Source organism: Aurantimicrobium sp., from assembly GCF_036667855.1.
Classification (GTDB): domain Bacteria; phylum Actinomycetota; class Actinomycetes; order Actinomycetales; family Microbacteriaceae; genus Aurantimicrobium.
This window is the reverse complement of the sequence record NZ_JAVWTF010000029.1, coordinates 1-23821: the sequence shown is the minus strand read 5'-3', so window position 1 is coordinate 23821 and position 23821 is coordinate 1. Positions and strand designations below refer to the sequence as shown.

19 protein-coding genes are annotated in these 23821 nt (G+C 55.2%); 2 read left to right on the top strand and 17 right to left on the bottom strand.

Going from position 1 to position 23821, the window contains the following annotated elements:
* Together RR877_RS06950 and nudC are read right to left on the bottom strand one after the other, a co-directional pair.
* Positions 1 to 345: UvrD-helicase domain-containing protein (locus RR877_RS06950; RefSeq protein ID WP_332627838.1), on the bottom strand; the 345-nt coding region annotated here is incomplete at its 3' end.
* Positions 342 to 1319 carry an NAD(+) diphosphatase gene (gene nudC / locus RR877_RS06945; RefSeq protein ID WP_110233030.1) on the bottom strand — a complete coding sequence of 326 codons (978 nt, stop codon included), beginning with the start codon at positions 1317 to 1319 and terminating at the stop codon, positions 342 to 344. The genes RR877_RS06950 and nudC, both read right to left, overlap by 4 nt.
* A gap of 83 nt (positions 1320 to 1402) precedes the next feature.
* Here nudC and RR877_RS06940 point away from each other — a divergent pair, with 83 nt between their 5' ends.
* Positions 1403 to 2470 (top strand): phosphotransferase, encoded by a 1068-nt coding sequence (locus RR877_RS06940; RefSeq protein ID WP_332550978.1) that lies wholly within the window; start codon positions 1403 to 1405, stop codon positions 2468 to 2470.
* Here RR877_RS06940 and RR877_RS06935 read toward each other — a convergent pair.
* The 13 genes from RR877_RS06935 to RR877_RS06875 all read right to left on the bottom strand — a co-directional run bounded on the left by RR877_RS06935 (position 2410) and on the right by RR877_RS06875 (position 19760).
* Entirely contained in the window at positions 2410 to 5619 is a 3210-nt protein-coding gene (locus tag RR877_RS06935) for an ATP-dependent DNA helicase (RefSeq protein WP_332618863.1), read from the bottom strand. The two genes, RR877_RS06940 and RR877_RS06935, sit on opposite strands and share 61 nt — an antisense overlap.
* Entirely contained in the window at positions 5616 to 8786 is a 3171-nt protein-coding gene (locus RR877_RS06930) for an ATP-dependent DNA helicase (RefSeq protein ID WP_332627837.1), read from the bottom strand. Before RR877_RS06930 ends, RR877_RS06935 begins: the two co-directional genes overlap by 4 nt.
* A gap of 66 nt (positions 8787 to 8852) precedes the next feature.
* A complete protein-coding gene (locus tag RR877_RS06925) occupies positions 8853 to 10082 on the bottom strand; it encodes a hypothetical protein (protein WP_332627835.1) in 1230 nt (409 codons plus the stop codon).
* 38 nt (positions 10083 to 10120) lie between these two features.
* Positions 10121 to 11023, bottom strand: a complete 903-nt coding sequence (locus RR877_RS06920; RefSeq protein ID WP_332550982.1) for a glycosyltransferase — start codon at positions 11021 to 11023, stop codon at positions 10121 to 10123.
* A complete protein-coding gene (locus tag RR877_RS06915) occupies positions 11007 to 11804 on the bottom strand; it encodes a CDP-alcohol phosphatidyltransferase family protein (RefSeq protein ID WP_332550983.1) in 798 nt (265 codons plus the stop codon). Before RR877_RS06915 ends, RR877_RS06920 begins: the two co-directional genes overlap by 17 nt.
* Before the next feature lie 3 nt (positions 11805 to 11807).
* The gene (locus RR877_RS06910; RefSeq protein WP_332550984.1) at positions 11808 to 12827 is read right to left on the bottom strand and encodes a glycosyltransferase family 2 protein; all 1020 of its coding nucleotides are present in this window, start codon (positions 12825 to 12827) and stop codon (positions 11808 to 11810) included.
* Positions 12828 to 12884: 57 nt separating this feature from the next.
* A complete protein-coding gene (locus tag RR877_RS06905; protein ID WP_332550985.1) occupies positions 12885 to 14213 on the bottom strand; it encodes a trypsin-like peptidase domain-containing protein in 1329 nt (442 codons plus the stop codon).
* Positions 14214 to 14324: 111 nt separating this feature from the next.
* Positions 14325 to 15071, bottom strand: coding sequence for a DNA alkylation repair protein (locus tag RR877_RS06900; RefSeq protein WP_332618868.1), 747 nt, complete (start codon positions 15069 to 15071; stop codon positions 14325 to 14327).
* 21 nt (positions 15072 to 15092) lie between these two features.
* Positions 15093 to 15503 carry a hypothetical protein gene (locus RR877_RS06895; protein WP_332618869.1) on the bottom strand — a complete coding sequence of 137 codons (411 nt, stop codon included), beginning with the start codon at positions 15501 to 15503 and terminating at the stop codon, positions 15093 to 15095.
* A 410-nt stretch (positions 15504 to 15913) separates the two neighbouring features.
* Entirely contained in the window at positions 15914 to 16441 is a 528-nt protein-coding gene (locus RR877_RS06890) for a hypothetical protein (RefSeq protein ID WP_332627834.1), read from the bottom strand.
* A gap of 116 nt (positions 16442 to 16557) precedes the next feature.
* Complete coding sequence (locus tag RR877_RS06885) at positions 16558 to 18057, bottom strand: NCS2 family permease (RefSeq protein ID WP_332550988.1); 1500 nt, start codon at positions 18055 to 18057, stop codon at positions 16558 to 16560.
* A 192-nt stretch (positions 18058 to 18249) separates the two neighbouring features.
* Positions 18250 to 18507 (bottom strand): hypothetical protein, encoded by a 258-nt coding sequence (locus RR877_RS06880; RefSeq protein WP_110233020.1) that lies wholly within the window; start codon positions 18505 to 18507, stop codon positions 18250 to 18252.
* Positions 18507 to 19760, bottom strand: a complete 1254-nt coding sequence (locus tag RR877_RS06875) for an inorganic phosphate transporter (protein ID WP_280800546.1) — start codon at positions 19758 to 19760, stop codon at positions 18507 to 18509. The genes RR877_RS06880 and RR877_RS06875 overlap by 1 nt, the downstream gene beginning before the upstream one ends.
* Positions 19761 to 19972: 212 nt before the next feature.
* Between RR877_RS06875 and RR877_RS06870 the strand changes: the two genes are divergently transcribed.
* Entirely contained in the window at positions 19973 to 20866 is an 894-nt protein-coding gene (locus RR877_RS06870) for an alpha/beta hydrolase (RefSeq protein ID WP_332550989.1), read from the top strand.
* 3 nt (positions 20867 to 20869) lie between these two features.
* Here the strand turns inward: RR877_RS06870 and RR877_RS06865 are convergent, their stop codons facing one another.
* Both RR877_RS06865 and RR877_RS06860 read right to left on the bottom strand, forming a co-directional pair.
* Positions 20870 to 21601, bottom strand: a complete 732-nt coding sequence (locus RR877_RS06865) for a ZIP family zinc transporter (protein WP_332627833.1) — start codon at positions 21599 to 21601, stop codon at positions 20870 to 20872.
* Positions 21602 to 21610: 9 nt separating this feature from the next.
* Positions 21611 to 23728 (bottom strand): DEAD/DEAH box helicase, encoded by a 2118-nt coding sequence (locus RR877_RS06860; RefSeq protein WP_332550991.1) that lies wholly within the window; start codon positions 23726 to 23728, stop codon positions 21611 to 21613.
* Positions 23729 to 23821: the final 93 nt, after the last annotated feature.

Sequence of the window (23821 nt, the reverse complement as noted above, 5' to 3'; positions counted from 1 at the left end):
CTTGGGCGTCTCGCCGCCGACAAACATCGGCCAGAAGTGGCCAAGTTGACGAAGAGCGGCAGCGTGGAAAGTCTGTGCCTGCACAGGGCCTGCACCAAGGTGACGCAGACGCGTGCGCATTTCTCCGGCAGCACGGTTAGTGAAGGTCAGTGCAAGAACCCGGTCTGGAGAATACGTTCCCGTGGCAATGCCATAGGCAATGCGGTGGGTAATTGCACGCGTCTTTCCAGTTCCAGCACCGGCTAGAACACAAACGGGGCCACGCAGCTCCTCGGCAACGGTGCGCTGATCGTCATCGAGTCCCGCGAGCAGTTCTTCCGGTGTGGCGGAGATGATCTCGCTCACGCGATTCGCCCATTCCACGCGTCATCTTGGTCCAGGCTCTCCCCCAGCCACTCCTCGATCAGAGCGCGTGCAATGGAGACCTTCCCGGGCAGAACAATGTCATTCAGGCTGGCCTTGAGTTCATCACGCGTGAACCACCGCAGGGTGAGGATCTCTTCCCCATCAGCAACATGGTTCTCGGGATCAAAGCCAGCAGCAACCGTTGCCCTGAATCCGAGCATGAGGGACTGCGGGAATGGCCAGGGCTGTGAACCGAGATAGACCGGGTTCACCACGACAACACCTGATTCTTCGAAGACTTCACGAATGACCGCGGCTTCGAGTGATTCACCTGGCTCCACATATCCAGCCAAGAGCGAGAAGCGATTGCTTTCCCACATCGCATTGTTGCCCAGAAGCAATCGATCCTGATCGTCAGTGACGAGCACAATCACAGCAGGGTCTGTTCGGGGGAACATCTGCGCAGTGTCGTCATCTTCCAGATGACGAACCCATCCGGCTTGCCCGGCAACAGTCTTCTCACCGGAAACGGGAGAGTGCGTGTGGGAACGGTGCCAGTTGGCTAAGGCAAGAGCTTGGGTGAACAAACCCGCATCACGGTCGGAGAGTTCGTGTCCGAGGACTCGAAGGTCACCCCAGTGTGAACCGTCTGGTCCCAGCACAGCTGCAACGTCAGCATTCACTGTCACGGCGAGGAACGGAGTTCCTACTGCTTCGCTGGGGGCATCAGAGGTGCTGATGCCCAGGAAAACGATTTCTTGTGATTCGGGAGTGCATACTGCGTTGAGTTGTTCCCAGGTGAGCGTCACAAGAGAGCGGTTATCAATCAGAGCTTTGCCCTGGTGCAAGACAATGACGCGAGTGCGGGCATCTGCAGCGAGTTCGTCCAGTAATCCTGGACGCGTGCGCAGATCTGCTCGTCGATCGGTGGCATGACGCGACAACGTGAGCCGTTGTGTGAATTCGTCAGTCATTGCACTCGTTCTGGGGTATCAGTAGGGCATTGGATGCGTGGCGTTGAGAGCCACAAGCGCATCCGCGAATTAGCCTGTATTTCATGGCCAGATCTCATATCACTCTAGCGGCGTTGGCTACAGCGGCAGTGCCCGGTTTTGACCCCGTTCAAGCCCAGGCTTTCTCCACCGGAATGCACGGTGACTTCTTTGCTGCCATCGTCACCGACGCTACTGGCCGCGAGCTCATTGTTCGCGTTCCAAACTCTGCAGAGGCAGAAGCACAGCTCGGTGCTGAGAAGTATGCACTCGAAACGATGACCGCAGGTATTCGTTCACGCCTCAGCTTCGACGTTCCCACACTGGTCGGCCGCGCACCCATTGGTAAAACCTTTGGACTGGTCTTTGAGTTCCTGCACGGTCACCAGCTCTCACTTGCTGATTTCACTGTCGAGTCAGGACTGGCAACCTCTATTGGAACCTCGATCGCGTCCATCCACTCGCTCCCCACTCACTTCGTTTCCGACGCTGGTCTGCCCTTCTTCAGTGCACAGGATATTCAGCGCCAAACTCGTGAACTCGTCACCAAGGCCAAGGCAACCGCCCTGCTTCCGGCTGCGCTTTCAGTGAGATGGCAAGAAGCAGTCGATGACAACTCGCTGTGGCTGTTTGACCCGACTGTTATTCACGGTTCCCTCGGTGCAGATTCATTTATTGCCGGAACCGATTCTGTCTCTGGAGTGTTGGGATGGGCCGCTCTACGTGTCGGTGACCCCGCCGCAGACATGCACTGGATTATCAATGCACCGCTTGACTCTCAAGATGCAGCATTTGCTGCCTATGGTGACTCTCGCCACTCACTGGTTGACCCCAAGCTTCGTCAGCGCGCAACGCTCTACTCCGAGTTGGAACTGGCTCGTTGGCTTCTTCACGGTGTGGACCAGAAGAGTCCTGAGATTGTTGATGACGCTATCGACATGCTTGATCGCCTGGTCGACAGTGTTCACCAGGAAAACACCAACGCCATTGGCACTGACACTGCACCCGTGTTGACTGTGACGGAAGTTGTTGAGCTCCTGGATGAAACTCCTGGTGATGCAGCAGGCGGTCGTTACCGCGGCATGGAGCCTGTTACGGACGACCAGCGTTCTTCCAACTCACTCTCTGAGTAAATTCGCTCTGGCCTGATCACCTTGTCTTCGGCAACGAAGTAGAAGGCGGCGTCAATGTTCTCTGCAGGAACTCCTGACCAGCGGGCATACGCAAGGCGGTAGAGGGCGAGCTGGAACTGCTTAAGTTCCAAGTCAGCAGCATTCTGAGGTGCTTTCCCGGTCTTCCAGTCCACGATTTCAAAGCGCTGACCGTGGGAACCTTCAACTTCATAAATGGCATCTATCTTGCAAATAATGATGGAGTTTCCGAACGGAACGTTCACTTCTAATTCCACGGCAACTGGTTTGCGCGTGGCCCACTGGCTTCGCTCAAAGGTTTCTTTCAAGCTTCGGAGGGTCTGTTCATCAGCAGAAACGAGTGAGTCCGCATCGGCACCATCGAGCTCACCAGGGTGGGCATCGACGAGATCAATATGGCTGGATACAGTTGAGCGTTCTTCAACCCACGAGTGGAACAAAGTTCCCAGCGCAGTGGCACGGAACGGCCTCTCCGGTAGCGGTCTACGTAGTGCCTTGGCAACAGCCTGAGGATCGTCGATAAAGTCCTTGAACTTGGAGGCAGGAATACGCTCGGGCAGAGGAATGTCCGCATCTGCGATATTCCTTCGGTCACGCTCGGTCAGGAGAAGTTGAATCTCCGAATCCCACGGGGTCTCGGTGGCTGGGTTCGCCACATAAACAGCCTCTGCAGCACGCATCACAACGTCCCTGCGCATCCCGAGCGGATCAAGTGGCCAGGTGACTGTTTCTTCATCATCACCAAGAGGGTTGATGTCGTTTTCTGGAGCCAGGGCAAGCTCCTGAGAGAACACACCTGCGGCGGCAAGTTCTTGCAGGAATATGCCAGGTGGTCGTGGGGTGACCTGGGTTGCCCAGAAAGATGCGGAAAGTAGTAACGAGTGCTTAGCTCGCGTGAGCGCGACATAGGCCAATCTGCGCTGTTCATCGTCATAGCGAACTCGAACCTCCTCGACGAAAGCGTCATAGCTCTCGCCCAGTTCAACCTGGGTCGTTGCAGAGCGCCAGTTGAATACAGGGAGGTGCATGGCATCCCCTCGGAAGGGGAAGGGCAACCGGCCAAAGCCCAGCCAATTTTCAGCACGGGTGCGATTGCCCGGGAGTTCATCCTTGACCATGCGCGGAATAGCTACAACGTCCCATTCCAGTCCCTTAGCACCGTGAATGGTCATGATCTGGACTGTTCCCGGCTCAGCAGGGGCTGATTGCGGACTGAGGCGTTCACGACGCTCCGCTTCTTTGAGCCAGCTGAGGAAGCCGCCTAGGGTTGCTCGGTCTTCGCCGTCAACATAGGCGCTCAGCGGCTCCATGAAAGCCTCAAGACTAGACAACGCAGTTGCTGCAGATTCGTTGGCTACTGCTTCGATATCGAGCAGTAATTCTTGCTGCGCAATAGTGACAAGCTCACGCAGGTCGACACCGACGCGGCGACGCAACCGAGCAATCTGCTCCCCTGCTTGCTTGAGACGAGTGAGGCCGGTCGCAGAAAGTTTCTCGAGTACGGAGTGTGACTCTGGCGCACTGACGACGAAGTCTAAGGCGTCAACTAGAGAGGCGCCATCTTCGGAAACGACAGAGTTGCGCAATGCAGTGCGAACTTCGTCAGAGAGGCGTTGTTGACGGTGATCGCGCTCACTCATCCACTTCGAGATCTCACTCAACCCCACGATGTCTTTAGGTGCTATTGCCCAGCGTGCACCAGTGAGCAGACGAACCAGCTCGGAATCTGCGGTGGCATCGTGGAGCACACGCAGCGTGCAGACCAGGTCAACGATGACGGGCTCATCGAGTAATCCCCCAAGTCCGACCACGTGATACGGAACCCCGTGCTCATCGAGTGCCCGCTTAAACGGCTCGATGCCTTTGAGCGAGCGACAGAGCATCGCAGAGGTGGTCTCTTCATTGACGCGTGCTTTTAACCACTGGGCAACGGCATCTGCTTCGTCATAAATAGTCTCGGTAACACTGAGCTCAACCTCACCCTGTGGCGCATCAGGTTTCGCTCGGAGCTGTTCAACCGGCACTTGAGTCTTGGTGGTCAGCGGCGTGACCAACACATTTGCAGCCGCAAGGACTCCCACAGGGTTTCGCCAACTTGTCGACAGTGCATAGGTTCTGGTGTTCTCAACACCTGCACCAAAGGCAGCACCAAACTGTTCGATGTTGTCGGCCGAGGCACCACGCCAACCATAAATGGACTGGTGCGGGTCGCCTACCGCCATCACGGGAGTCTGCGCAAACAGCAAGCTCAACAGCTTGGTCTGAACAACAGAGGTGTCTTGATATTCATCAAGCAGGACAACTTTGAATTGGCTGCGGAAATCTGCGACAACGCTTTCAAAGCGGTGACAGATTTCCAGCGCCAATGCGACCTGGTCACTGTATTCGATCAGGCCTTGGCGGCGTTTAGCCTCTGAAAATTGAATCGCTAGGTCGACCAGAACGGGAAGGGTTGTTCCCACTTCGCGTGCTTTGACCCAGGCATCAACAGCCGCACTCTTGCGACTTCCGGGGACATCCAGGGGCATGTTGACGGTGTGCTCATCGAGAGATCGAGCAAAAGACACAATCTCTGCCGGATCAGCCACGTTGTCAGCGATGGCGCGAGATAACCGCAGGATGGCTTCGGTGAGCACATCCAAACTCTTGTCGAGGTCGGAAAGGACCTCCCCGGTTCCTTCCCGGGCAATCGAGCGCGCTAACTGCCATGCAGCTGCCTCTCCAAGGACAGTGGCATCAGGGTCGCGGCCAATGAGCACCGCATATTGCGAGTAGATCCGGTTGGCGAAGGAGTTGTAGGTCGTCACGGTCGCTTGATCAAGCTCGTCCATGTCGAGGGGAACAATATTCTCAGCGACCAGCTTGGCCACACGCTTGCGAATACGTTCGCCAAGTTCACCAGCTGCCTTGCGGGTGAAGGTCATGCCGAGGATCTCGTTGACGTTGACCTTGCCATTGGCGATGAGCCACACCACACGATTCGCCATGGTTTCGGTTTTGCCACTACCAGCACCAGCAATAACCAGGGCTGGCACGAGTGGCGCCTCGATGATGGCTTGCTGTTCTTCGGTGGGAGGAAGCTGCCCTAAACGCTCGGCTAGCTCGAGAGCACTGATCTGGAATTCACTCATGATGCCGACACCGCCGGTGAGGTGTGAATACGGAATTCGTATCTGGTGTGGGGCTTGCCACGCTCTTCTTCAATCACGATGGGGGCAGTGAATTCATTCCCCGCCATGCCTTCGGCAGCGTTCTCAATACGCTCACGAATGGTCTGAAGTTCGGTGTCGTCATAGGGCTTTTGTTCCATCGCCTTATAGAGCTTGCCCCTGGTGCCGTTGGTGACATAAATCAGCTTGGCTCCGCCATTACGTGCACCTTCAGGTACCTCCTTGAGAGCACCCTCCGTCAACGCGAGCTGATAACAGGCGAGCTGGGCATGCTCGGGCAGGTCTTTCACTCGGGGTTCGTATTTGCCAGTCTTCAGGTCCACAATGACGACCTGCCCCACAGCATCTTGTTCAATGCGGTCGATATACCCGCGCAGAGTGGCGTTACCGAGTTCCAGGGTGAACCCACCTTCGGTGGCGAGCAGAGTCTTTCCGTCATTGTTAAAGTTCTGCAAGTATTCGGACACGGCTGCCACCATCTTGCGGACACGTCGCTTCTCGCCTGTGCTGAGCCATTCGGCATCAAAGGAGAGTTCATGCCAGCGTTCATCCACCGCCGCCCAGAGAGAATCAGCATCGATGGGTTGGCCCTCAGCGCTGGCATCTTCCATCACCTTGTGCACGATGGTGCCAATACCCTGGGCGGAACTCGAGGTTCTTCCTACAACGGATTCAATAAACCACGCCAGCTGGTTCTTTTCCCACGTATCGAGTTTGGAGGGGGAAACAGATACCGAGTTTCCCTCCACGCTCAAATCAACAAGTGGCGCACTGGTGGAAGGCTCTCGCAAACCATACCAATCTGTGGGTGCTGCGCCTGGAATTTCTGCCGCTGAAAGCTTTGCCAGGGCTCCAGCCAACTGTGCACTTCGTTCAGAAGACCCACCCCGGCGTAAAGAGAGCGTCAGCGCCCGACGCAGGGAACCGACCAGTCCACGAAGTGTCAAAGGGTATTCGCTCAATCCATTGCGCTCAGAGTTTTGAGCTTCCTCAGGATCCACACCCAGAACTGATTCAACTCTGCGCAGGAATGGCGAGGGAAGGGTGTCATCGTTTGCCGTTGCGGTCAGAATGACAGATTGTTTCGCCCTGGAGAGAGCCAGCGCAAACATGCGTAGTTCATCATCGAGCACTTCTTTGCGGGACGCTGCAAAGTCAATCTCTACTCCCACAGAGTCCCCTAGGAGATCTTGGGCATGGAGCAAAGAACCTCGTGGGCGAAGGTTAGGCCATAGGTTCTCTTGAACAGCGGCAATAGCCACCACATCAAACTCGGTACCGATCAGTGCAGACGGCGTACACACCAAAACAGCATCAGCCTGAGCCTGCGGCGCCAAGGTGTCTTCAGGAACATCAGCTTCAAGAAGTTCAGCAATATATTCAGCAGCGGGGCGGTCGGGATATCGTTCGACGTAGCGTTTTGCAGAGGTAAATAACGCCATCACGCCATCAAGATTGCGATTAGCATCGTCGGCGATGAGTCCGGCACTGAGTGCTTCACTACCCCACGTGTTGGCCAGACCACTGCGTTCCCACGTGGTCCACAGCAGCTCTTCAATGGAATTTCCCGCGGCAATGTCAGAACGCAATATCTGAAGAGTCTCTGCAAAGCGTGCAGCACGGCGAGCGGGGGCGAAGTCGAGAGTTACCAGATCTGCAGGTTGTTCAAGAGCTGCGATGAGGAGTTCTTCACCGGTGCGCACTCCTCCAGCAGCCAGCTCGTCGTGACGCAGGGCCAAACGAAGTCTTCTCAGATCCAGCACCGTGAGGCCCACCATGGGTGAAGTGAGTAAATCAGTGGCGACATTGGGGGTGAGTTCCATGCGCCCCATCGCCACTGCAATTGCTGCAATCAAATCAAGTGCCGCAGGGTGTTCCTTTAACGAACGCTCAGACAACAAGGTCCTGGTGGGAACTTCAGCAACTGCTAACGCCCTGGCGACCTGGGGTACGAGTGAGCTGGTGCGCACGACAACTGCCATCTGGGACCACGCAGTAGAACCCAAGATGTGGTGTTCACGCAATTGGCGAGCAATGGCAGTGGTTTCAGCTACTCGAGAGCTTCGTTCTAGCACCTGCACCGGAGAGGAAACAGCATCTTCAACGACAGAGAGTGCTTTACGCTGTGCCCCGGCCTCTGCAGAGCCCATCTCGGTCATCTTGCTCACGGCAGAACGAATCTGAGGACCGTGACGGTAGACACTGTCCAGAACAAAAGACTTCACAAGATCTGTTGAGATACCGAGTTCAACGGCGAATCGTCCCAAGAAGTTGGGCACTGCTCCACGGAACGTGGTTGAGGTGATATCAGGATCACCGAAGACGATCACGGGAACACCACGGCGGGCAAAAGCCTGCAGCATGCGAACGGCACCGTAGGTGAGCTCCTGCGCATCGTCGACGAGAACGAGCTCCACATTCGGCATCACTGCTGAATCGGCGAGCGCATTGGCGCCGATGGCCAAGATTTCAGAAGAATCAAAAGATTCTGTTCTAAATCCCGCAATAACTTCACGGTATTCGCCCCAGAATTCAGAGGCGGCAACCCATTCAGGATGTTCGCGCGTCTCCCCCTGAGAACGCAGGTCGGCAGGAGTCCAGCCCATCTCCGTGCTGCGGGCAAATAGATCACGTAATTCACTACGGAATGCACGGCGCTGTCGAACCTCAGCAACAAGTGGGTCCGGCCACGCAGGACCAGTGCCATCTTCGATGTGACCAAGTAACAGTTCTGAGATGATGCTGTCTTGCTCACTACCGGTGAGCATTCGAGGCGCTGTTTGTCCTGTGGCCAGGGCGTGCTCTTGGGCAAGAGCAAAGGCAAGTGATCCTGGAGTACGTGCGAGAGCACCATTGGTTGCAATGCCTAACCTCAGGCCTAATGAGTTCCTCAGACGGCTAGCAGCAACACGGTTGGGGCTGAGCACCACGATGTTGTCGGGGTTGCTCCCTCCAGCTACGCGCGCAGCAACAAATTCGGTGAGCAGAGCTGTCTTACCGGTACCCGGAGCCCCAAGAACGACAGCGAATTGATCTGCTTGAAGAGCGAGGACCCGTGCTTGTGAGGCATCGGGGACAAATGGGCGCACGGGTGGGATTTCACGCTGAACAAACCCCGATTTAGCCACATCCCTAAGCTACTGGGAACCACGGACACTCCCGGCGTAAACAAGCCGAAGTAGTGTGATTGAGAATTAGTCTGCAGCGTGAAGAGCAGCGTTCTTGTCCCACTCATCCATCAAGTGTTGGATGGCAGCGTGGAAACGCTGTGTGGGGACACCTGGAGTGATATCTCCGAAGTAGTGCTTGCACCATCTAGCTAGTCGTGCCTGTGCTTCAGGATCGTGTTCAATGGCGTCAATCTGAGCTACGATTTCCCCTGCCTTGTCGGCATAGAGCCATTCACAATCGCTGAGATAGCCGCCTTCGTCGATCTCTGCCTCAGGATTGACGGGGCGAGTAATGATTAGGGGCTTACCTGCCGCGAGACGGTCATAAACCATGGCCGAGATATCCACGATCGCCATATCTGCCACGGAGAGCTGCCAGCCCAATTCCGCCCCTTCATCCACGATGTGCTTGGCGGATGGATCGTGCGCATTTGCTCGGCGTAACAACGCTTTGATTTGGTCATTAGCCTGACCATAATCGAAGTCAACTGCGCCACTTCGAGGGTGCGGGCGATAAATCACGCGGTGACGCCCGGTTGCAATGAGTGCTTCAACGAGTGCGAGTCCGTGGGTCTCCACCGAGCCATAGGCCGCCGCCGGGCGGTCCCCCTCCCAGGTGGGGGCATAGAGGACCACTTCGCGATCATCTGGTTCAAAGGGAACAGTTCCGGTGTAGTGGTCTGCCTGGGGGCGACCGATAGGAATTGCGCGCTTCTCAAAGTCGTAATCCCAGAGCACTCGGCCTAGGCGTTCACGAGCCGCATCTCCGGCAATCAGGCTGTAGTCATACGCCTTGAACTGGTTGGTGGTCATGTACATCTTGTCGGATTCACCGTGGTTGATAAACACGTGCCAACGCTGGCCGTATCTAAACATTTGGAAGTTTCGAGCGTTCTGGTTGACATACAGAATGACGTGAAGATCTTGATCAGCGATGAACTCTTCCAAATCCACCACCGTGCGCACAAATGCCACGGGAACCGGAGACTCATCAAGTAGTTTGAGAGCACCCAACGTGTTGCGACTCAAGATGACAACAGGCCAGGTCTTTGAGAGCTCTTCGAGTGGTTTGTACCACTGGCGAACCTGGTAGAGGTTGACCTCACCATCAGCGAAGTAGACGCCAACTTTGAAGTTGTGCCCTGGAAGAGGGTGCTCAGCTAATTTGCGGGCAAGTTCTTTGCGGCGCAGACGACTCTGCAAGGCCTTCGAGAGAAGGCTGGTTGCCGAACGTGCATCTTGAATCAAACCCATGAAATTAGCCTAACTTGCGAAGAATGAGTCGAAAACGACTAGAGAATTGGGAAACGACCAGCCTTGGTCATGCGATAGACCGTGAGCCATCTCATAGCCACGCGCCCACCTGGGTTCACTTTCCAGCCTTCAATCCAGCCAGAGAACCAGGAGCCAAGTCCTGCACCTCCACTGCGGACGGAGCGCACCAGTTGAACCCCTGTCCACGAGAGCACATAAAACGGAATCAAGATCAGTGGCAGGTTCCGCTTGGCCAACCACACGCGATTGCGTGCATTGAGACGGTAATACGTGGCATGCCGCGTTGGATTCGTGACGGGATGGTGAACCACCATGTCTCCTGCATACCAAACTTTTTTCCCCGCGTTCCACACGCGCCAAGCTAGTTCAATACCTTCATGGGCATAGAAGTAGGGATCTCCCCAACCCCCAATGTCTTCAAAGACTCTAGTGGGCATCAACACGGCTGCTTCCAGCACGGAGAAGACATAACTTGAGTCCGATGCCTCGCCCTTGCGCAGGCGGGGAATCCAGCGACGTGGGGTTTCTTTCCCGCTGGGATCGGTAATGCGGGGCTGTATCAGACCAAGTGAAGAATCAGCTTCGAGCTTCCTGATTCCCTCTGCGAGGAACAGTGGGTCAGCAAGCTCTGCATCGTCATCGAGGAAGAAGATGTACTCCCCCGAGACTTTTGCAGCCCCAGCATTGCGGCCGGCAGGGATGCCAAGATTCTCTTCCAAGTGAAGACCGCGAACACCGGCAGGTAAAAACTCGGGACGCCAGCCATTTCCCACTACAACGATGTCGAGAATGACAAGCTGCTGCGCCAGCACACTCCTGATCGCACGAGTCAGTTCTTCAGGTCGCTGTCCCATGGTGAGCACGACGACGCCCACTCGAGGTCGAACGCCGAATTCAGTGGAACTAAGCAGCCCGGACACGTGAGCTCGTCATGATCGCAACAAAGTGACCAATGATGGCTAGGACGGACAACGGCAGCAACACAGCAAGTAGAACCTGGCTGATCTGAAGTTCTCCGACTGCCAGACCAATGACTGCCGCGATACAAGCGATGATGGTCAGCTCCACCGAGTGATAGATGCGGTGGAAGGGAACAAAGCGAGCCAAGCGACGCAGTTTGGCAACCATGCCGGGGCGTGGCGCGTTCGCTCCCTTGGCATCTGCCAACTTGGGCAGATCAGACATGGCACGTGCTACACGAACAAGATCGTTGAGAACCTTGTTCAAAATGATCACGATGGCCAGGAATGCACCGAGGGCAACCCACATCCAGTCAATAGGTCGTGAATTGTCGGCAAAACCGGCAGCACGCAGACCCAGAGCAAGAGGAATAAACGCTTCGGTTGTGTAGTGACCTACGGCATCGAGGAAGTGCCCGGCAGGGCTCTTCGTTTTGCGCCAGCGGGCAACTTCTCCATCGCAGCAGTCGATGAGCATTTGCAGCTGCCCCAAAATCAGAGCAAGAACAGGGCCCCAGATGCCGGGGATGAGCAAGGCAGCTGCAGTTGCCCAGCCGGTGAGAATCATGATCCCGGTCACACCATTGGCCGAGATAGGGGTTTTGAGCAATACCCAGGTGACATAGGGAGAAAGATCACGCAGGTAAAGGTGAGCTACCCAGTGTTCTGCGTTAGCGCGGGTGCGCACCTCAGACGGCTGGGTTACTTCACGCAATTGAGCGAGCGAGGTGGGTTTCTCCACGTCTTACCTTCCGCTCTTGCCAGCAATGTTTGAGGTGAGTCTGGTGTAACTCATGATGAAACCTACACCCCATGCGAAGTGAATACAGGGAAGAACCAGTGGAAACCACCCGAATCCTTTGGCGCCCATGCCGCGCCCATAAACCACGGTCGACACCAGAACGAATGCCACATACACAGCAGGAACAACCCACCCGAGAGTGAATCCCAACACACCGGTAAGAATTCCGAGTGCGGTCGCCACCACCATCATGGGCGGCACGAAGTAACGCAGACCACTACCAAAGCGACGAGAGAGTTCTCCTCGCCACAAGCCCGTGGAATACATCTGCTTGACCAGCGCCTTCACCGAGGTGCGTGGACGATAAACAACCTTGAGCTTGGGAGTGAACCAGACCAGTCCGCCAGCGTCGCGAATGCGACGGTTGAGTTCCCAGTCTTGTCCGCGACGAATCTCCTCGTTGAACATGCCCACCTTCAGCAGGCTCTCTCGGTTGAAGACACCGAGATAGACGGTGTCGACGGGGCCTTCCTTGCCACCCACGTGGAAGGGGGTTCCGCCCAAGCCCACCTTGGTGTCATATGCCCGAGCAACGGCGCGCTCAAAAGGTGTGGTTCCTTGGGCATCCATGATGCCACCCACGTTGTCTGCTTGGGTCCGCAACAGCGTCTCCACAGCAATACTGGCGTAGTCCTTAGGCAGCACAGAGTGGGCATCCACACGGATGACAATGGGAAAGCTCGAAGCTTTGATGGCCAGGTTCATTCCCACGGGCGTTGCTGCAGCAGGGTTGTCGACGGAGTGAATTCGAGGATCTTCGGCACACATCTGTGCAACTAACTCGTTTGTACCGTCCGTACTCGGCCCCAGTGCCAGAGTGACTTCCATGGGGCCGGCATAGTCCTGCTCCAGCAAGCTCGCCACCGCAGCACGAATGTGAGTGACCTCGTTGAGAACAGGCATCACATAAGAGACGCCGGGTAGTGGCGTTGCTGGAATTGGCGCAGAGCCGAGAGCAGACATGGGGTCCTTGAGTAGAAGGCCGAGTTCTAGGTTACCAAGAACAGGCCCTTTCCCCCGTTACTTGAGAGTGCCGAGCTGAACCTTGATTGTCTGCTGCTTACCGTCGCGGTTGACCACAACAGTTGCTTCAGAACCACCAGCTGCGGTGCGAACCTGAGCGGTGAGGTCATTGGCATCTGTGATGCGAACACCATTGAACCGAACCACGATGTCGCCATCCTTGATACCAGCTTGAGCGGCAGCGCCACCCTCAACAGCCTTCTCGATGTAGGCACCAACTGCAGTGCTGCCATCCTTTGATGCCGCATCAGATACCTGGGCACCCAAGAGACCATGTGAGGCCTTCTGGTTTTCGATCAGCTCAGCCGAGACACGCTTGGCCAGGTTGGAAGGGAGGGCAAAGCCCACACCAATGCTTCCGGACTGTCCGTCGGAGGATCCAGCACTGGCAATCGCCACGTTGATACCGATCAAGCGACCCTTCGAGTCCAGGAGCGCTCCACCAGAGTTACCAGGGTTGATAGCGGCGTCTGTCTGGATGACAGGGATAGAAATCGAGGCGCTCTGAGATTGAGCCTGTGTTTGACCTTGACCAAAGTCGAAGTTGAATGGGTTGGAGCTATCTCCACTGCCAGAGTCTGAGTCAGAGCCCGATGAGTCTGGCACAGCAGAGCTTGCAACCTGAATGGATCGATTGAGTGCTGAAACGATACCGGTGGTGACCGTTCCGGCAAGTCCGAGCGGTGCACCCATCGCGATGGTGAGGTCTCCCACGTTGAGTTTGCTGGAGTCAGCCCATTCGATGGGCGTGAAGACTCCCTCTCCCTCAATCTTGAGCACAGCCATATCTACTGTTGGGTCTGTTCCCACGATGGATGCGGGGTAAATGTTCCCGTCATTGTCCTGGACAGTGATCTTGGCGTTGCTATCTGCACCATCCAGAGTTACGACGTGGTTATTGGTAAGGACATAGCCCTCTTTGTTCAAAATCACACCTGAACCTGAGCCACCTCCGGCAGCACCTGTCACTGAAATGGTGACGACGCTGGGCGAAGCTTTCGCCGCAACCGCAGTTACGGTTGAGACTTCTTCGGTGTTGTTGATGGTGATGCCCTGAACATTGCTGGAAGCAGAGTTGTTTGCGTTCTGTCCCCCCATAACGGTGACAACACCAGCACCAGCGATACCGCCAACCAGTGCGGCAGCAACAGCCACGGCAACCAGTGGGGCAACCTTGTTCTGCTTGCGCTCTTGAACAGCAGCGGGACCAACGAAGGTTTCGGGAACTACCTGCTCTGCAACGGGAGGTGTTGCAGGTGGTGGTGTGGACTCACCCACGGGTGGGAAGTAGTACTCGGGAATTCCTTTGTCGTTGTTCTCAACCATTCGAGAAGCTCCTTTCAAGCACCTTTAGCTTTCCAAATGAATCTATGTGAACGCTATGAGAAGGCTGAACGTTATCTGAGTGTTTTCTCATAGGGCTAAATGAGTGCCTGTTTAGGCTAACAGCGACTTCTGCTTGAGATAGTGGTCCCGTTCAGGCTTGTCTAAATGTTCAATCGCGTATCGCAACATGGTGCGGGGCATTGTTGCCGAATACGTATCTAAGAACCCTCGTAGTACAGCGATGTCCTGATCCCCTACCACGCGCAGCATCCAGCCAGTGGCCTTGTGAATGAGGTCATGCGCGTCTGTCATGAGCAGCTCACACAGCTCAAGTGTGGGTTGATAAATCCCTGCACGAATCAACGCCGCTGTGAGCATCACAGCTGTCCGGCGTTCCCAGAGATCTTCCGACTGAGCAAGAGTAAGAAGGAGATCACTGTAGTCAGGCATCTCCAGGAGATAAGCCCCGATATAGGGAGCAGAAGAATCTACGAGGTCCCAGTTATTGACGTGACCACTCGAGACCAGCATCAACAAGATCTCGAACAGCTCTGCCCGCTGCTGAACTGTCTTGGCGCGTGTGAACTGACTCGTCAGAATCAACACCGCACACTGTCGGTGTTCATGAACTGGTGATTGAGCCAACTCCACAATCTCGGGAGTACTCAAGTCTTTGAATTGGCGAACAACGGTTCTCGTGACAGGAACACGTATACCGATAAAGACATCGCCCTCGCCGTACTCTCCAGGACCTGTTTTGAAGTAACGCTGAGAATGCGCAGCAATCACTGGATTGCCCAGCGCATTCAATGTGTTCATCACCTCAACAACGCGAGGAGAGGTGGTCTGATTAGTCACCCTCCCACGCTAGCCGAAGACTTATTTGCAGCTTTGACTACTTCGAGAGTTAGTGCAGTCTCGAGCAGCCAACACTGTGTCAGCACCTTCCACAATCACCACCGTCGTAGTCGCAGAACTCGAGACTTCTCCGGAAACTGGGATCCACGCTCCCCCGCCCACGCGGTATTCAACGCCATAGCGAACAGAAACAGAAGTGGTGAAACTTCCTTCACTGGCATAGATGTGACTTGTTGGAGTGGCAGAGAACTCGCGTAATCCAAGAGCATCCCACCGTGCTCCAGAAACAGCAGTTGATTGAGTACCTCCATCACCGTAGTTCCAGTCATATGCATGCGGGGTAAAGCGAACCTCTGCAGATTGGCCAAACAAAGAACCACCCACCACATGAGTTGATGCTCCGGCAATAAAGTTCGTGTTCAAATTCACCACGGTCCATCCTCGAGGCTGTGAGGTGAGAGATGCCGACTGAGGAACAAAATTGGCCAGATCCGTCAAAGTAACCGGGGCGTAGTTCACTGGTGCTGGGGCTGGCGGAGCGGGCGTTCTGCGGCAACTAGCAATCGTTGATTGCCGAGCCAAACAATTGAATGCAATCGTCCCTGTTGCGTAATAAGGAGTCGGTTTAGTTGAGCGATTTCCACCACCACTTCGACCTGCAGGCACGACTACTGAAGACGAGCCCCCTGGAGTAGTTGATCGAGCCCAGACATCTACGGAGTTATTGGAAGTTTGGGCGCCAGTGCAACTTCCAGACAGTGACGATGAAGACGCGCAAGAATTTGTGGCAGCAACGGCTGAGATAGCTGATCCAAGACTTATGGCAACTACGACAGGGAAAATTAACAGAAGTTTTGGCCAGACCACGTCTCACTCGACTCGATTTTCAAGTTCCCATTTCCCTCTGAGGAAAAGGTCACTACCAGTGGATACCTATCTACTCTGTTGGGACTTGTTACATCTTCACCAGAGCGATTTTGAAGATGAATTTGACTATGGTCAATGCATAAATATGTTGAAACAGATTTAGCGTCATACCCCTGAAGATGAACGGTGTCGAAATTTGAAGCGCCAACCGCAACAGACTGATCCTGTGCAATCTGTTGAAAGCCAATAACCTCATCTTTGTAAAGGGCATCAGAAACCAACCCCTTCAATCTCTCCGGATTAGCTCCACCGTCTCTCGCTATCTGGTCTGAGACCTCGAGATAGTTTGCATAGGCAGCTTCTGCTGCAGCTAAGGCCTCTGCATCCGTGGCAAAGAGTGGTTTCTGCTCAGGTGCAGCTGTTGTTTCTTTGAGAGCAGGTGGTTGAGCCGAACAGCCCGCCAGAGCAATAGCTATCAGCGGGATGGCAATGAGAGGTTTCACACGCATGTGAGGAAACCTACTCAAAATGCGTGGAGTGGTTCCTGAGTTATCCACATCCACTTAAACGACAAGCGGGAGAGCCCGAAGGCTCTCCCGCTTGTGCGAGTGGTTCTTTACTAGCCGCCGAGAGCAGCAGTAAGTGGTGCTGATACGAAGTAGAGCACGAAGCCAGCTGCAACAATCCAGAGGACAGGGTGGATTTCTTTACCCTTACCTGCGAATGCGCGGATGACTACCCAGGTGATGAAGCCGATACCGATACCGTTTGCGATCGAGTAGGTGAAAGGCATCATGATGATGGTCAGGAAGGCTGGGAACGAGATGCTCCAGTCCTTCCAGTCGATGTCAACAACCTGAGACATCATGAGTGCACCCACGATGACCAGTGCCGAAGCACCAACCTCGATGGGGACTACAGAAGTCAAAGGTGCGAAGAACATTGCAACCAGGAACAGAACACCGGTAACGATGTTGGCCAGACCGGTACGAGCACCACCGGCGATACCGGAAGCAGACTCGATGTAGACGGTGTTGGAAGAGGTCGAGGTGAAACCACCAACAACAGCACCAGCACCTTCAACAACCAGTGCGGACTTCAGACGTGGGAAGTTTCCGTCCTTGTCAGCAAGGCCAGCCTGCTTGGACAAACCGGTCATGGTGCCCATTGCGTCGAAGAAGTTCGAGAACACGAGGGTGAACACGAGCATGATTGCTGCAAGAGCACCGATGCGCTCGAAGGAACCAAAGAGGCTCACCTGACCAATGGTGGAGAAATCAGGAACTGCGAAGATGTTGGAGGGAAGACCAGGAACGGTGGTGTCCCAACCGAGTGGATTCTGAGGAACTCCGTCTACAAACTTCTTATCGCCAATCTGGAAAATGGCTTCGCCAATAATCGCGATAATTGTTGTCGATACAAGACCAATAAGTATCGCCGCACGAACTCGTAACGCCATAAGAACAGCAATGGTTAGAACGCCAATAATGAAAATCAGAGCAGGTAGACCCATTGAGTGATCAGCACCCAGACCGAGACCCACTGGAACGGGACCTGCGTCGGTGCGACGAACAAGTCCACCGTCAACAAGACCGATGAATGCAATGAAGAGACCAATACCCACGGTGATCGCGGTCTTCAGCGCAGCAGGAACTGCGGTGAAGATCATGGTGCGAAGACCAGTGACCGCGAGGATGAGGATGATGATTCCGTCGATGACGACGAGGCCCATGGCCTCCTGCCAGGTGACGTCCTTGACCAGGGTTACGGCGAGGAATGAGTTGATACCCAGACCAGCTGCGATCGCAAATGGCAAACGTGCGACGAAACCGAATGCGATGGTCATCAGACCTGCAGCAAGTGCAGTTGCCGAAGCAATTGCCTGTGGTGCAAATTCGAAAGCGTCAGCTGCACCGCCGCCGATAACGTTGCCGTTTACGTCGGGGCTGAAAGCCAAGATGATGGGGTTCAAGATGATGATGTAAACCATCGTCATGAAGATGACGAGACCGCCACGGAACTCCGTACCAATGGTGGAACCACGCTTAGTAATTTCGAAGTAGCGATCGAGTGTTGCTGCGAAGCCAGACTTGGACTTCTCGGTGGTCGACGACGACAAACCGATCTCCTTTTTGAGTAGGGGTAAGGGAACTACGTTGTTGAGACTACCGCGCCTGAGAGTTTGCCTAGAGTTTTTCGCCGGAAAGTCTTAACCACTACTTGAAGTGAATTTTCTGCTATCACACCACCACATATGGGGTTAAGCGACAGAACCCCTCACTTTCGTGAGGGGTTCTGTCGGGGGTTCGTCCTACTTGTGGAAGAACGGAATGATCAAGTAGACCTCATACAGAACCGCAATAGCGCAGAGCGTGAAGCAGATGTAGGCAACACTGCGGAAGAAAGATTCCTTGCGCACAGCAGAACCATCACCCTGTGCCGCCTTGGGGGCAAGCAGCTCAGCATCAGTGACGAAACGAACGCCGAGTGAATACAGCGACACGATGACGGCTGCGCCACCAATCGAGGTGAGAACAACGGATAAGAATGCATCCCAAGCGATAGTCATTAGTTCTTGCCCTTCTTGTTCTTCTTAGCTTGCTTGGCGGCCTTTTCGGCAGCCTTCTTTGCAGCGAGCTTGGCGGCCTTCTCTGCACGGCGACGCTGTGCAGGAGTTTCCACGATTTCGCTCGCACCCTCGACCTCAGAGAGGACGTTGGTGTGGGTAACGGCATTGCGTTTGCTGATCTGGAACAACGCGATGATGACACCAGTTACGAGAACTGCGTCAACCAAGATTCCGAAAGGACCTGTTCCTGCAATCCATGCCGCGAACGCTCCAACGATGGCAGCAGCAGGGAGGGTGAGGAACCATGCGCCAACGACGTGGCTTGCCTTGTTCCAGCGGACAGTTCCACCCTTACGGCCCAGACCTGCACCAATAACAGATCCTGAAGCAACTTGAGTTGTCGAGAGAGCAAAACCAAGGTTGGTCGAGGCCAAGATGGTGACACCGGTTGCGGTTTCGGCGGCAAGACCTTGGGCTGGCTTAATTTCAGAAAGCCCAGTTCCCATGGTCTTGATGATGCGCCATCCACCCATGTAGGTGCCGAGTGCAATTGCGAGAGCAGCTGCAATCATGACCCACAGCGGAACGCCGCTGTCTTTCCCGAGCACACCAGCGGTGATAAGAACCAACGTGATCACACCCATGGTCTTCTGCGCATCGTTAGTACCGTGTGAGAGCGCAACCAGCGAGGACGAGAAGATCTGTCCGGTGCGGAAGCGTGAACGTCCTGTACCGATTCCAGTACGAGCACGCTCTGCCTGCGAACGAGCAGTGATGATGTAGGCGAGCTTGGTAGCCAGGTAGGCAGCCACACCAGCAATAACAGGGGCGAAGAGGGAAGGAAGGATGACCTTCTCCACAACCTTGATGAAGTTAACGGCATCGAAACCAGCGCTAGCGATGGCCGCACCAATCAGTCCACCAAAGAGTGCGTGTGACGAAGAGGAGGGCAATCCCAAGATCCACGTGGTGAGGTTCCACAAGATGGCTCCACACAAACCGGCGAAAATCATTTCCACCTTGATGGTGACGTCTTCATTGATGAGGTCAACAGAGATGGTTTTAGCAACCGCGGTGGAAAGGAATGCACCTACAAGGTTCAACACCGCTGCGATGAGAACAGCGGTACGAGGCTTGAGCGCACCAGTTGCAATAGGGGTTGCCATGGCGTTTGCGGTGTCATGGAAACCGTTGGTGAAGTCAAAGAAAAGCGCGAGTGCTACAACGAGCACGACGACGAATAGAGGATCCACATGAACCTTTTCTGGATGAAATGAGAAAAATGTCGTCTTTCCTTATGCTCACTGAAAGCGAGCAGATTGGGCAACTGTATCCACGTTAGAGAAATACACATAAATGTCTACTACACAGTCGAGAACCCTCGATAACTCGTTGAACCTTCGATCTCTTCTACTCTGTGCATTGAACCACAGCGGTGCATGGACTCCCGTCGTAACATGAAGGTATGAGCGCACAGCTACCACCAAACGGCACAGAACTTGAAGCCAAGGGAATTTCTCTCGATTTACAAATCCCTGAACGAGCTGTGCGAGGCCACGTTGAGATTGATGGCTACAAGCTCGCCACCATCACGATTGAACCCGTGGGTGAACATGTGGGAACGGCTTTGCTTGTTCCTGGCTACACCAGCTCAGCAGACACCTTCAATGGTTTACTACAGCCCCTCTCTGAGCGCGGTTATAAGGTCGTCACTTTCTCTCAACGCGGTCAGTGCCTGTCGGAAGGGCCTGACGACACTGCTGGCTACGAACTTCCACGTTTAGGCCAGGACATTCACGAAGTCATCCAGAAACTCGGCCTAGGCACTGACGTTCATCTCTTAGGCCACAGCTTCGGTGGTGTTGTGTCCATTGAGGCAATTCTTCAGGACCACTCCCCCTTTGCCAGCTTGACCATGTGGAATAGCGGTCCCCGCAACATGGGTGGAGACCTCCTGGAGCAACGCGCTGGTCTTATAGAGCACGGGCCCCGTGCCTACTTTGTCGGAAACCAGTTGGCAACCGGAAACGATCCCGAAGCAGATCTCAAGGGTGAGCTCAACGTCATTGAGCAGTACTACTACGACCGCCTGATGAGCACGAACCCTGCCCAGCTAGAAGCTGGTATCAACATTTTGATTGATCAAGTTGACCGCACCCTCGAGCTTTCCCGCACAGGCATACCTGTTCTTGTCTCTCATGGTGCCAATGATGATGCCTGGCCTATCGAGATGCAGCGCGTCATGGCAGAGCAGCTCGGTGCCGACTACTGGGTTATCGCTAACGCAGGTCACTCAGCACACGCAGATCGCACTCATGCCTCAGCTCAGCTGCTCGCCACTTTCTGGGACGAGCACTAACTCCTAGGCCAGCTGGTGAATAACGAAGCTCACCAAGAAACCCAGGGTTGCTAGCAACCCCGTGTAGTTGTGTGCTTTGCGGAAGGCATCGGGAATCATGGTGTCGCAAATCATGGCCAGCATGGCGCCCGCCGCGAGTGACGTGATGAACCCGGTGAGTTCCACCGGAGCATCCGCCAAGATAGTGAAGCCCAAGAGGCTCGAGATTGCCGCAGCGAGGGCAATGCCGCCCCAGAGTAAGAAGACAAAGCGGGGCTTGCGTCCCGCTGCCTTGAGCTCTGCTGTGCTGGAGAGGCCCTCAGGCAGGTTGGAGATGATGACAGCGGTGAGAATCGGGATACTCACTCCTTGCCCTCCGAGCATGGACAAACCCAACACCATGGATTCAGGCACACCGTCGAGGAGTGCACCAATGGCAATACCGGTTCCTGTTCCTGGGCCTTCGGCAGATCCTCGGCGATTACGGGCATCCCGGGCATCGAGCAAAATGTTGACGCCCACATAGACAATGGCGCCCACGGCAAAGCCTGACACGGTGGGTACTAATCCCGATTCCGCCATGGCTTCGCCAACCAGGTCAAAGGCCAGTGCCGAAATCAGCACACCGGCGCCAAAAGCCATGATGCTGGCCACGACACGTGCAGGAACGTTAACGAACCATGCGATGAGTGCGCCCACAAATAGAGCACCACCGGCAAGCAGGCCTGCGCCTGCTGCGGTGAGCCACTCGTTCATGGTTACAGGCTATGCGTACTGCGTGGAGATTGCACGAGTAAGAATGTGAACCAGAGCATCGAGCTGGATGGAATCCTGCGAGCCTGCTTCAATCTCTTCACCCTCTAGTGCACGGGCTGCAAGACCACGCTTGCTGTCTATGAGCTCAGCGATCTTCGCGTCAATGGTCTGGGCGGCAATAATGCGCCATGCCGTGACCGGCATTTCCTGACCAATACGGTGAACGCGGTCAATGGCCTGGGTCTGCTCGGCAGAAGTCCAGGACAGTTCCGCAAGAACAACGTTCGAAGATGCCTGCAAGTTCAAACCAACACCAGCAGCGGTGAGCGAACAGACCGCAACCTGAACTGACTCGTCCTTATTGAAGGCGTCAATGGCATCCTGGCGGGCAGAGGTGGTCTGGTCACCACGGATGGAGACGGACTTGATTCCCTGAGCAGCAAAGGCGCGCTCTGCAGTGTCCATGACATCAATGTGCTTGGCAAAGAAGACAACCTTGCCCACGGAACGAGCGAGCTGTGCTGCGTAGTCGGACGCGAGTCCAGCCTTTGCTTGACCAATCTTGCGCACCATGGTGAAGACGTTTTCTCCGGTCTTCTGGCCCTTGGACTCATCGAGCTCCTGCTGCGCAACCATGCGGATAAGTTCTGAGGTGGAACCACGGAAGTTTCCGGATACGGTGAATCGGTTGTAACGCTCGAGCAGGCGCTTAGCCAACTCTGCTTCGGCAGCCTTGATGGAGTTACCCAGTTCGTCGTCGAGCTCAACGGGGAGATCCACCACGCGCTTGGCGGGAAGATCCTTGGCCACGTCAATCTTGCGACGACGAACGATACCCATCGACACGACGGTGTCGCGGGCGGAGGCATAAAAGCCTTGATCTGCAGGGGTAAGGCCAATGGCCTCCAGCTTGGCGGTGAGTTCAGCCGAAGGCTTCTCGCCGTCAATCCATCCCAGGAACTTCCAGATAGCGCGGAAGTCATCTATGTCGTTGATCAGCGGTGTACCCGTCAGGGCAATGCGAAGAGGGTTGTGACCAGGCGTGCGCGCGACGATGCGGTCTGCCAATGCCAGTACGTGCTTGGAACGCTGCGAGGTGAGGTTCTTGATGAAGTGTGCTTCATCAACAACCATGCCCTTGAAGCCCATCTGGCCAATCCAGGACAGGTGGCGGTCCAGAACTTCGTAGTTCACGATGAACACGTCGGCGAAGGCGTCAACATCGGTACCGTCACCGTGGATAACGGTTGCCTTGCGGCCAGGAATCCAGCGCTCGACTTCACGAGCCCAGTTCATCTTCACCACGTTGGGAACGATGGCCAGAAGAGGGAACGCGTTGGCAACGGATGCTGCAATGAGAGACTGTGCAGTCTTTCCCAGACCAGGCTCATCTGCCAGCAGGAAGGTGCGGTGACCTTCGCGCACGCTCTCAATGAAGCGAATCTGGTGTGGCATGAGCTCGCGACCCTGAGGTGAGTAGCGGTCAAACTTGGGAACAGCAGGCATGTTCATGCACGCCGAGCCACCACCGGCACCGGTTTCAAAGGACTTGAACAAAGGACCCAGAAGCTCCCAGTTGGACAGGCGCATCACGGGGATAGAACCGGTTACTGGCTTGCTGAAGTCTGGCTCTAAGAAAGGAGTGGACTTCAGACGTGCCTTGACTGAAAGAGGCAGAACCTGCTTTTCAGCAAGTTCGGGAGCGAACTCCTGAACAGGCTTTGACTGCTCGGTGGTGATGATGAGGTCTTCAGGGTTGATCTCAGCACCGGATTCAACCAGCCAGTCACGGCGCATTTTCTGCGCCACAGGACTGGTTGCGTGGTCAACTTCAAGAAGCTGAATCAGTGAAGTGTCACGAGCTGCCGTCTTGGCCAGGATGGTGGCAACACCATCAAGACGCTTGAGCTGTTCAGCACGTGAAGCATCTGTCAGTGACGCGTCACCTTTGACGCGTGCACGCTCTTCACGCACGAGGAATGCGATGACCTGGAACTTGGTGCGGTTGGTAGGACCAACCTTCTTGCCGGTCTGAGCTTTTGCCTCCACCTCGCGCACCTTGCGGGCGAGGATAGGAATGAGCCCCGAGTTATCGAGGGTGTTACGACGAGTGCCGGTACGGGCCACTTGGTCTCCATGACTAAAGAAACGATGACATCACAAACAAGCAGTGCTTGTGTCATGCCCCAAACTGCACCTCCCCCAGAAGGTACCTCGCGC

Coding starts and splice junctions, on each gene's coding strand:
- nudC (WP_110233030.1), bottom strand. CDS start 1,319: ATGACTGACGAATTCACACAACGGCTCACGTTGTCGCGTCATGCCACC.
- RR877_RS06910 (WP_332550984.1), bottom strand. CDS start 12,827: ATGTCTGCTCTCGGCTCTGCGCCAATTCCAGCAACGCCACTACCCGGC.
- RR877_RS06870 (WP_332550989.1), top strand. CDS start 19,973: ATGAGCGCACAGCTACCACCAAACGGCACAGAACTTGAAGCCAAGGGA.
- RR877_RS06905 (WP_332550985.1), bottom strand. CDS start 14,213: ATGGTTGAGAACAACGACAAAGGAATTCCCGAGTACTACTTCCCACCC.
- RR877_RS06865 (WP_332627833.1), bottom strand. CDS start 21,601: ATGAACGAGTGGCTCACCGCAGCAGGCGCAGGCCTGCTTGCCGGTGGT.
- RR877_RS06940 (WP_332550978.1), top strand. CDS start 1,403: ATGGCCAGATCTCATATCACTCTAGCGGCGTTGGCTACAGCGGCAGTG.
- RR877_RS06880 (WP_110233020.1), bottom strand. CDS start 18,507: ATGACTATCGCTTGGGATGCATTCTTATCCGTTGTTCTCACCTCGATT.
- RR877_RS06935 (WP_332618863.1), bottom strand. CDS start 5,619: ATGAGTGAATTCCAGATCAGTGCTCTCGAGCTAGCCGAGCGTTTAGGG.
- RR877_RS06925 (WP_332627835.1), bottom strand. CDS start 10,082: ATGGGTTTGATTCAAGATGCACGTTCGGCAACCAGCCTTCTCTCGAAG.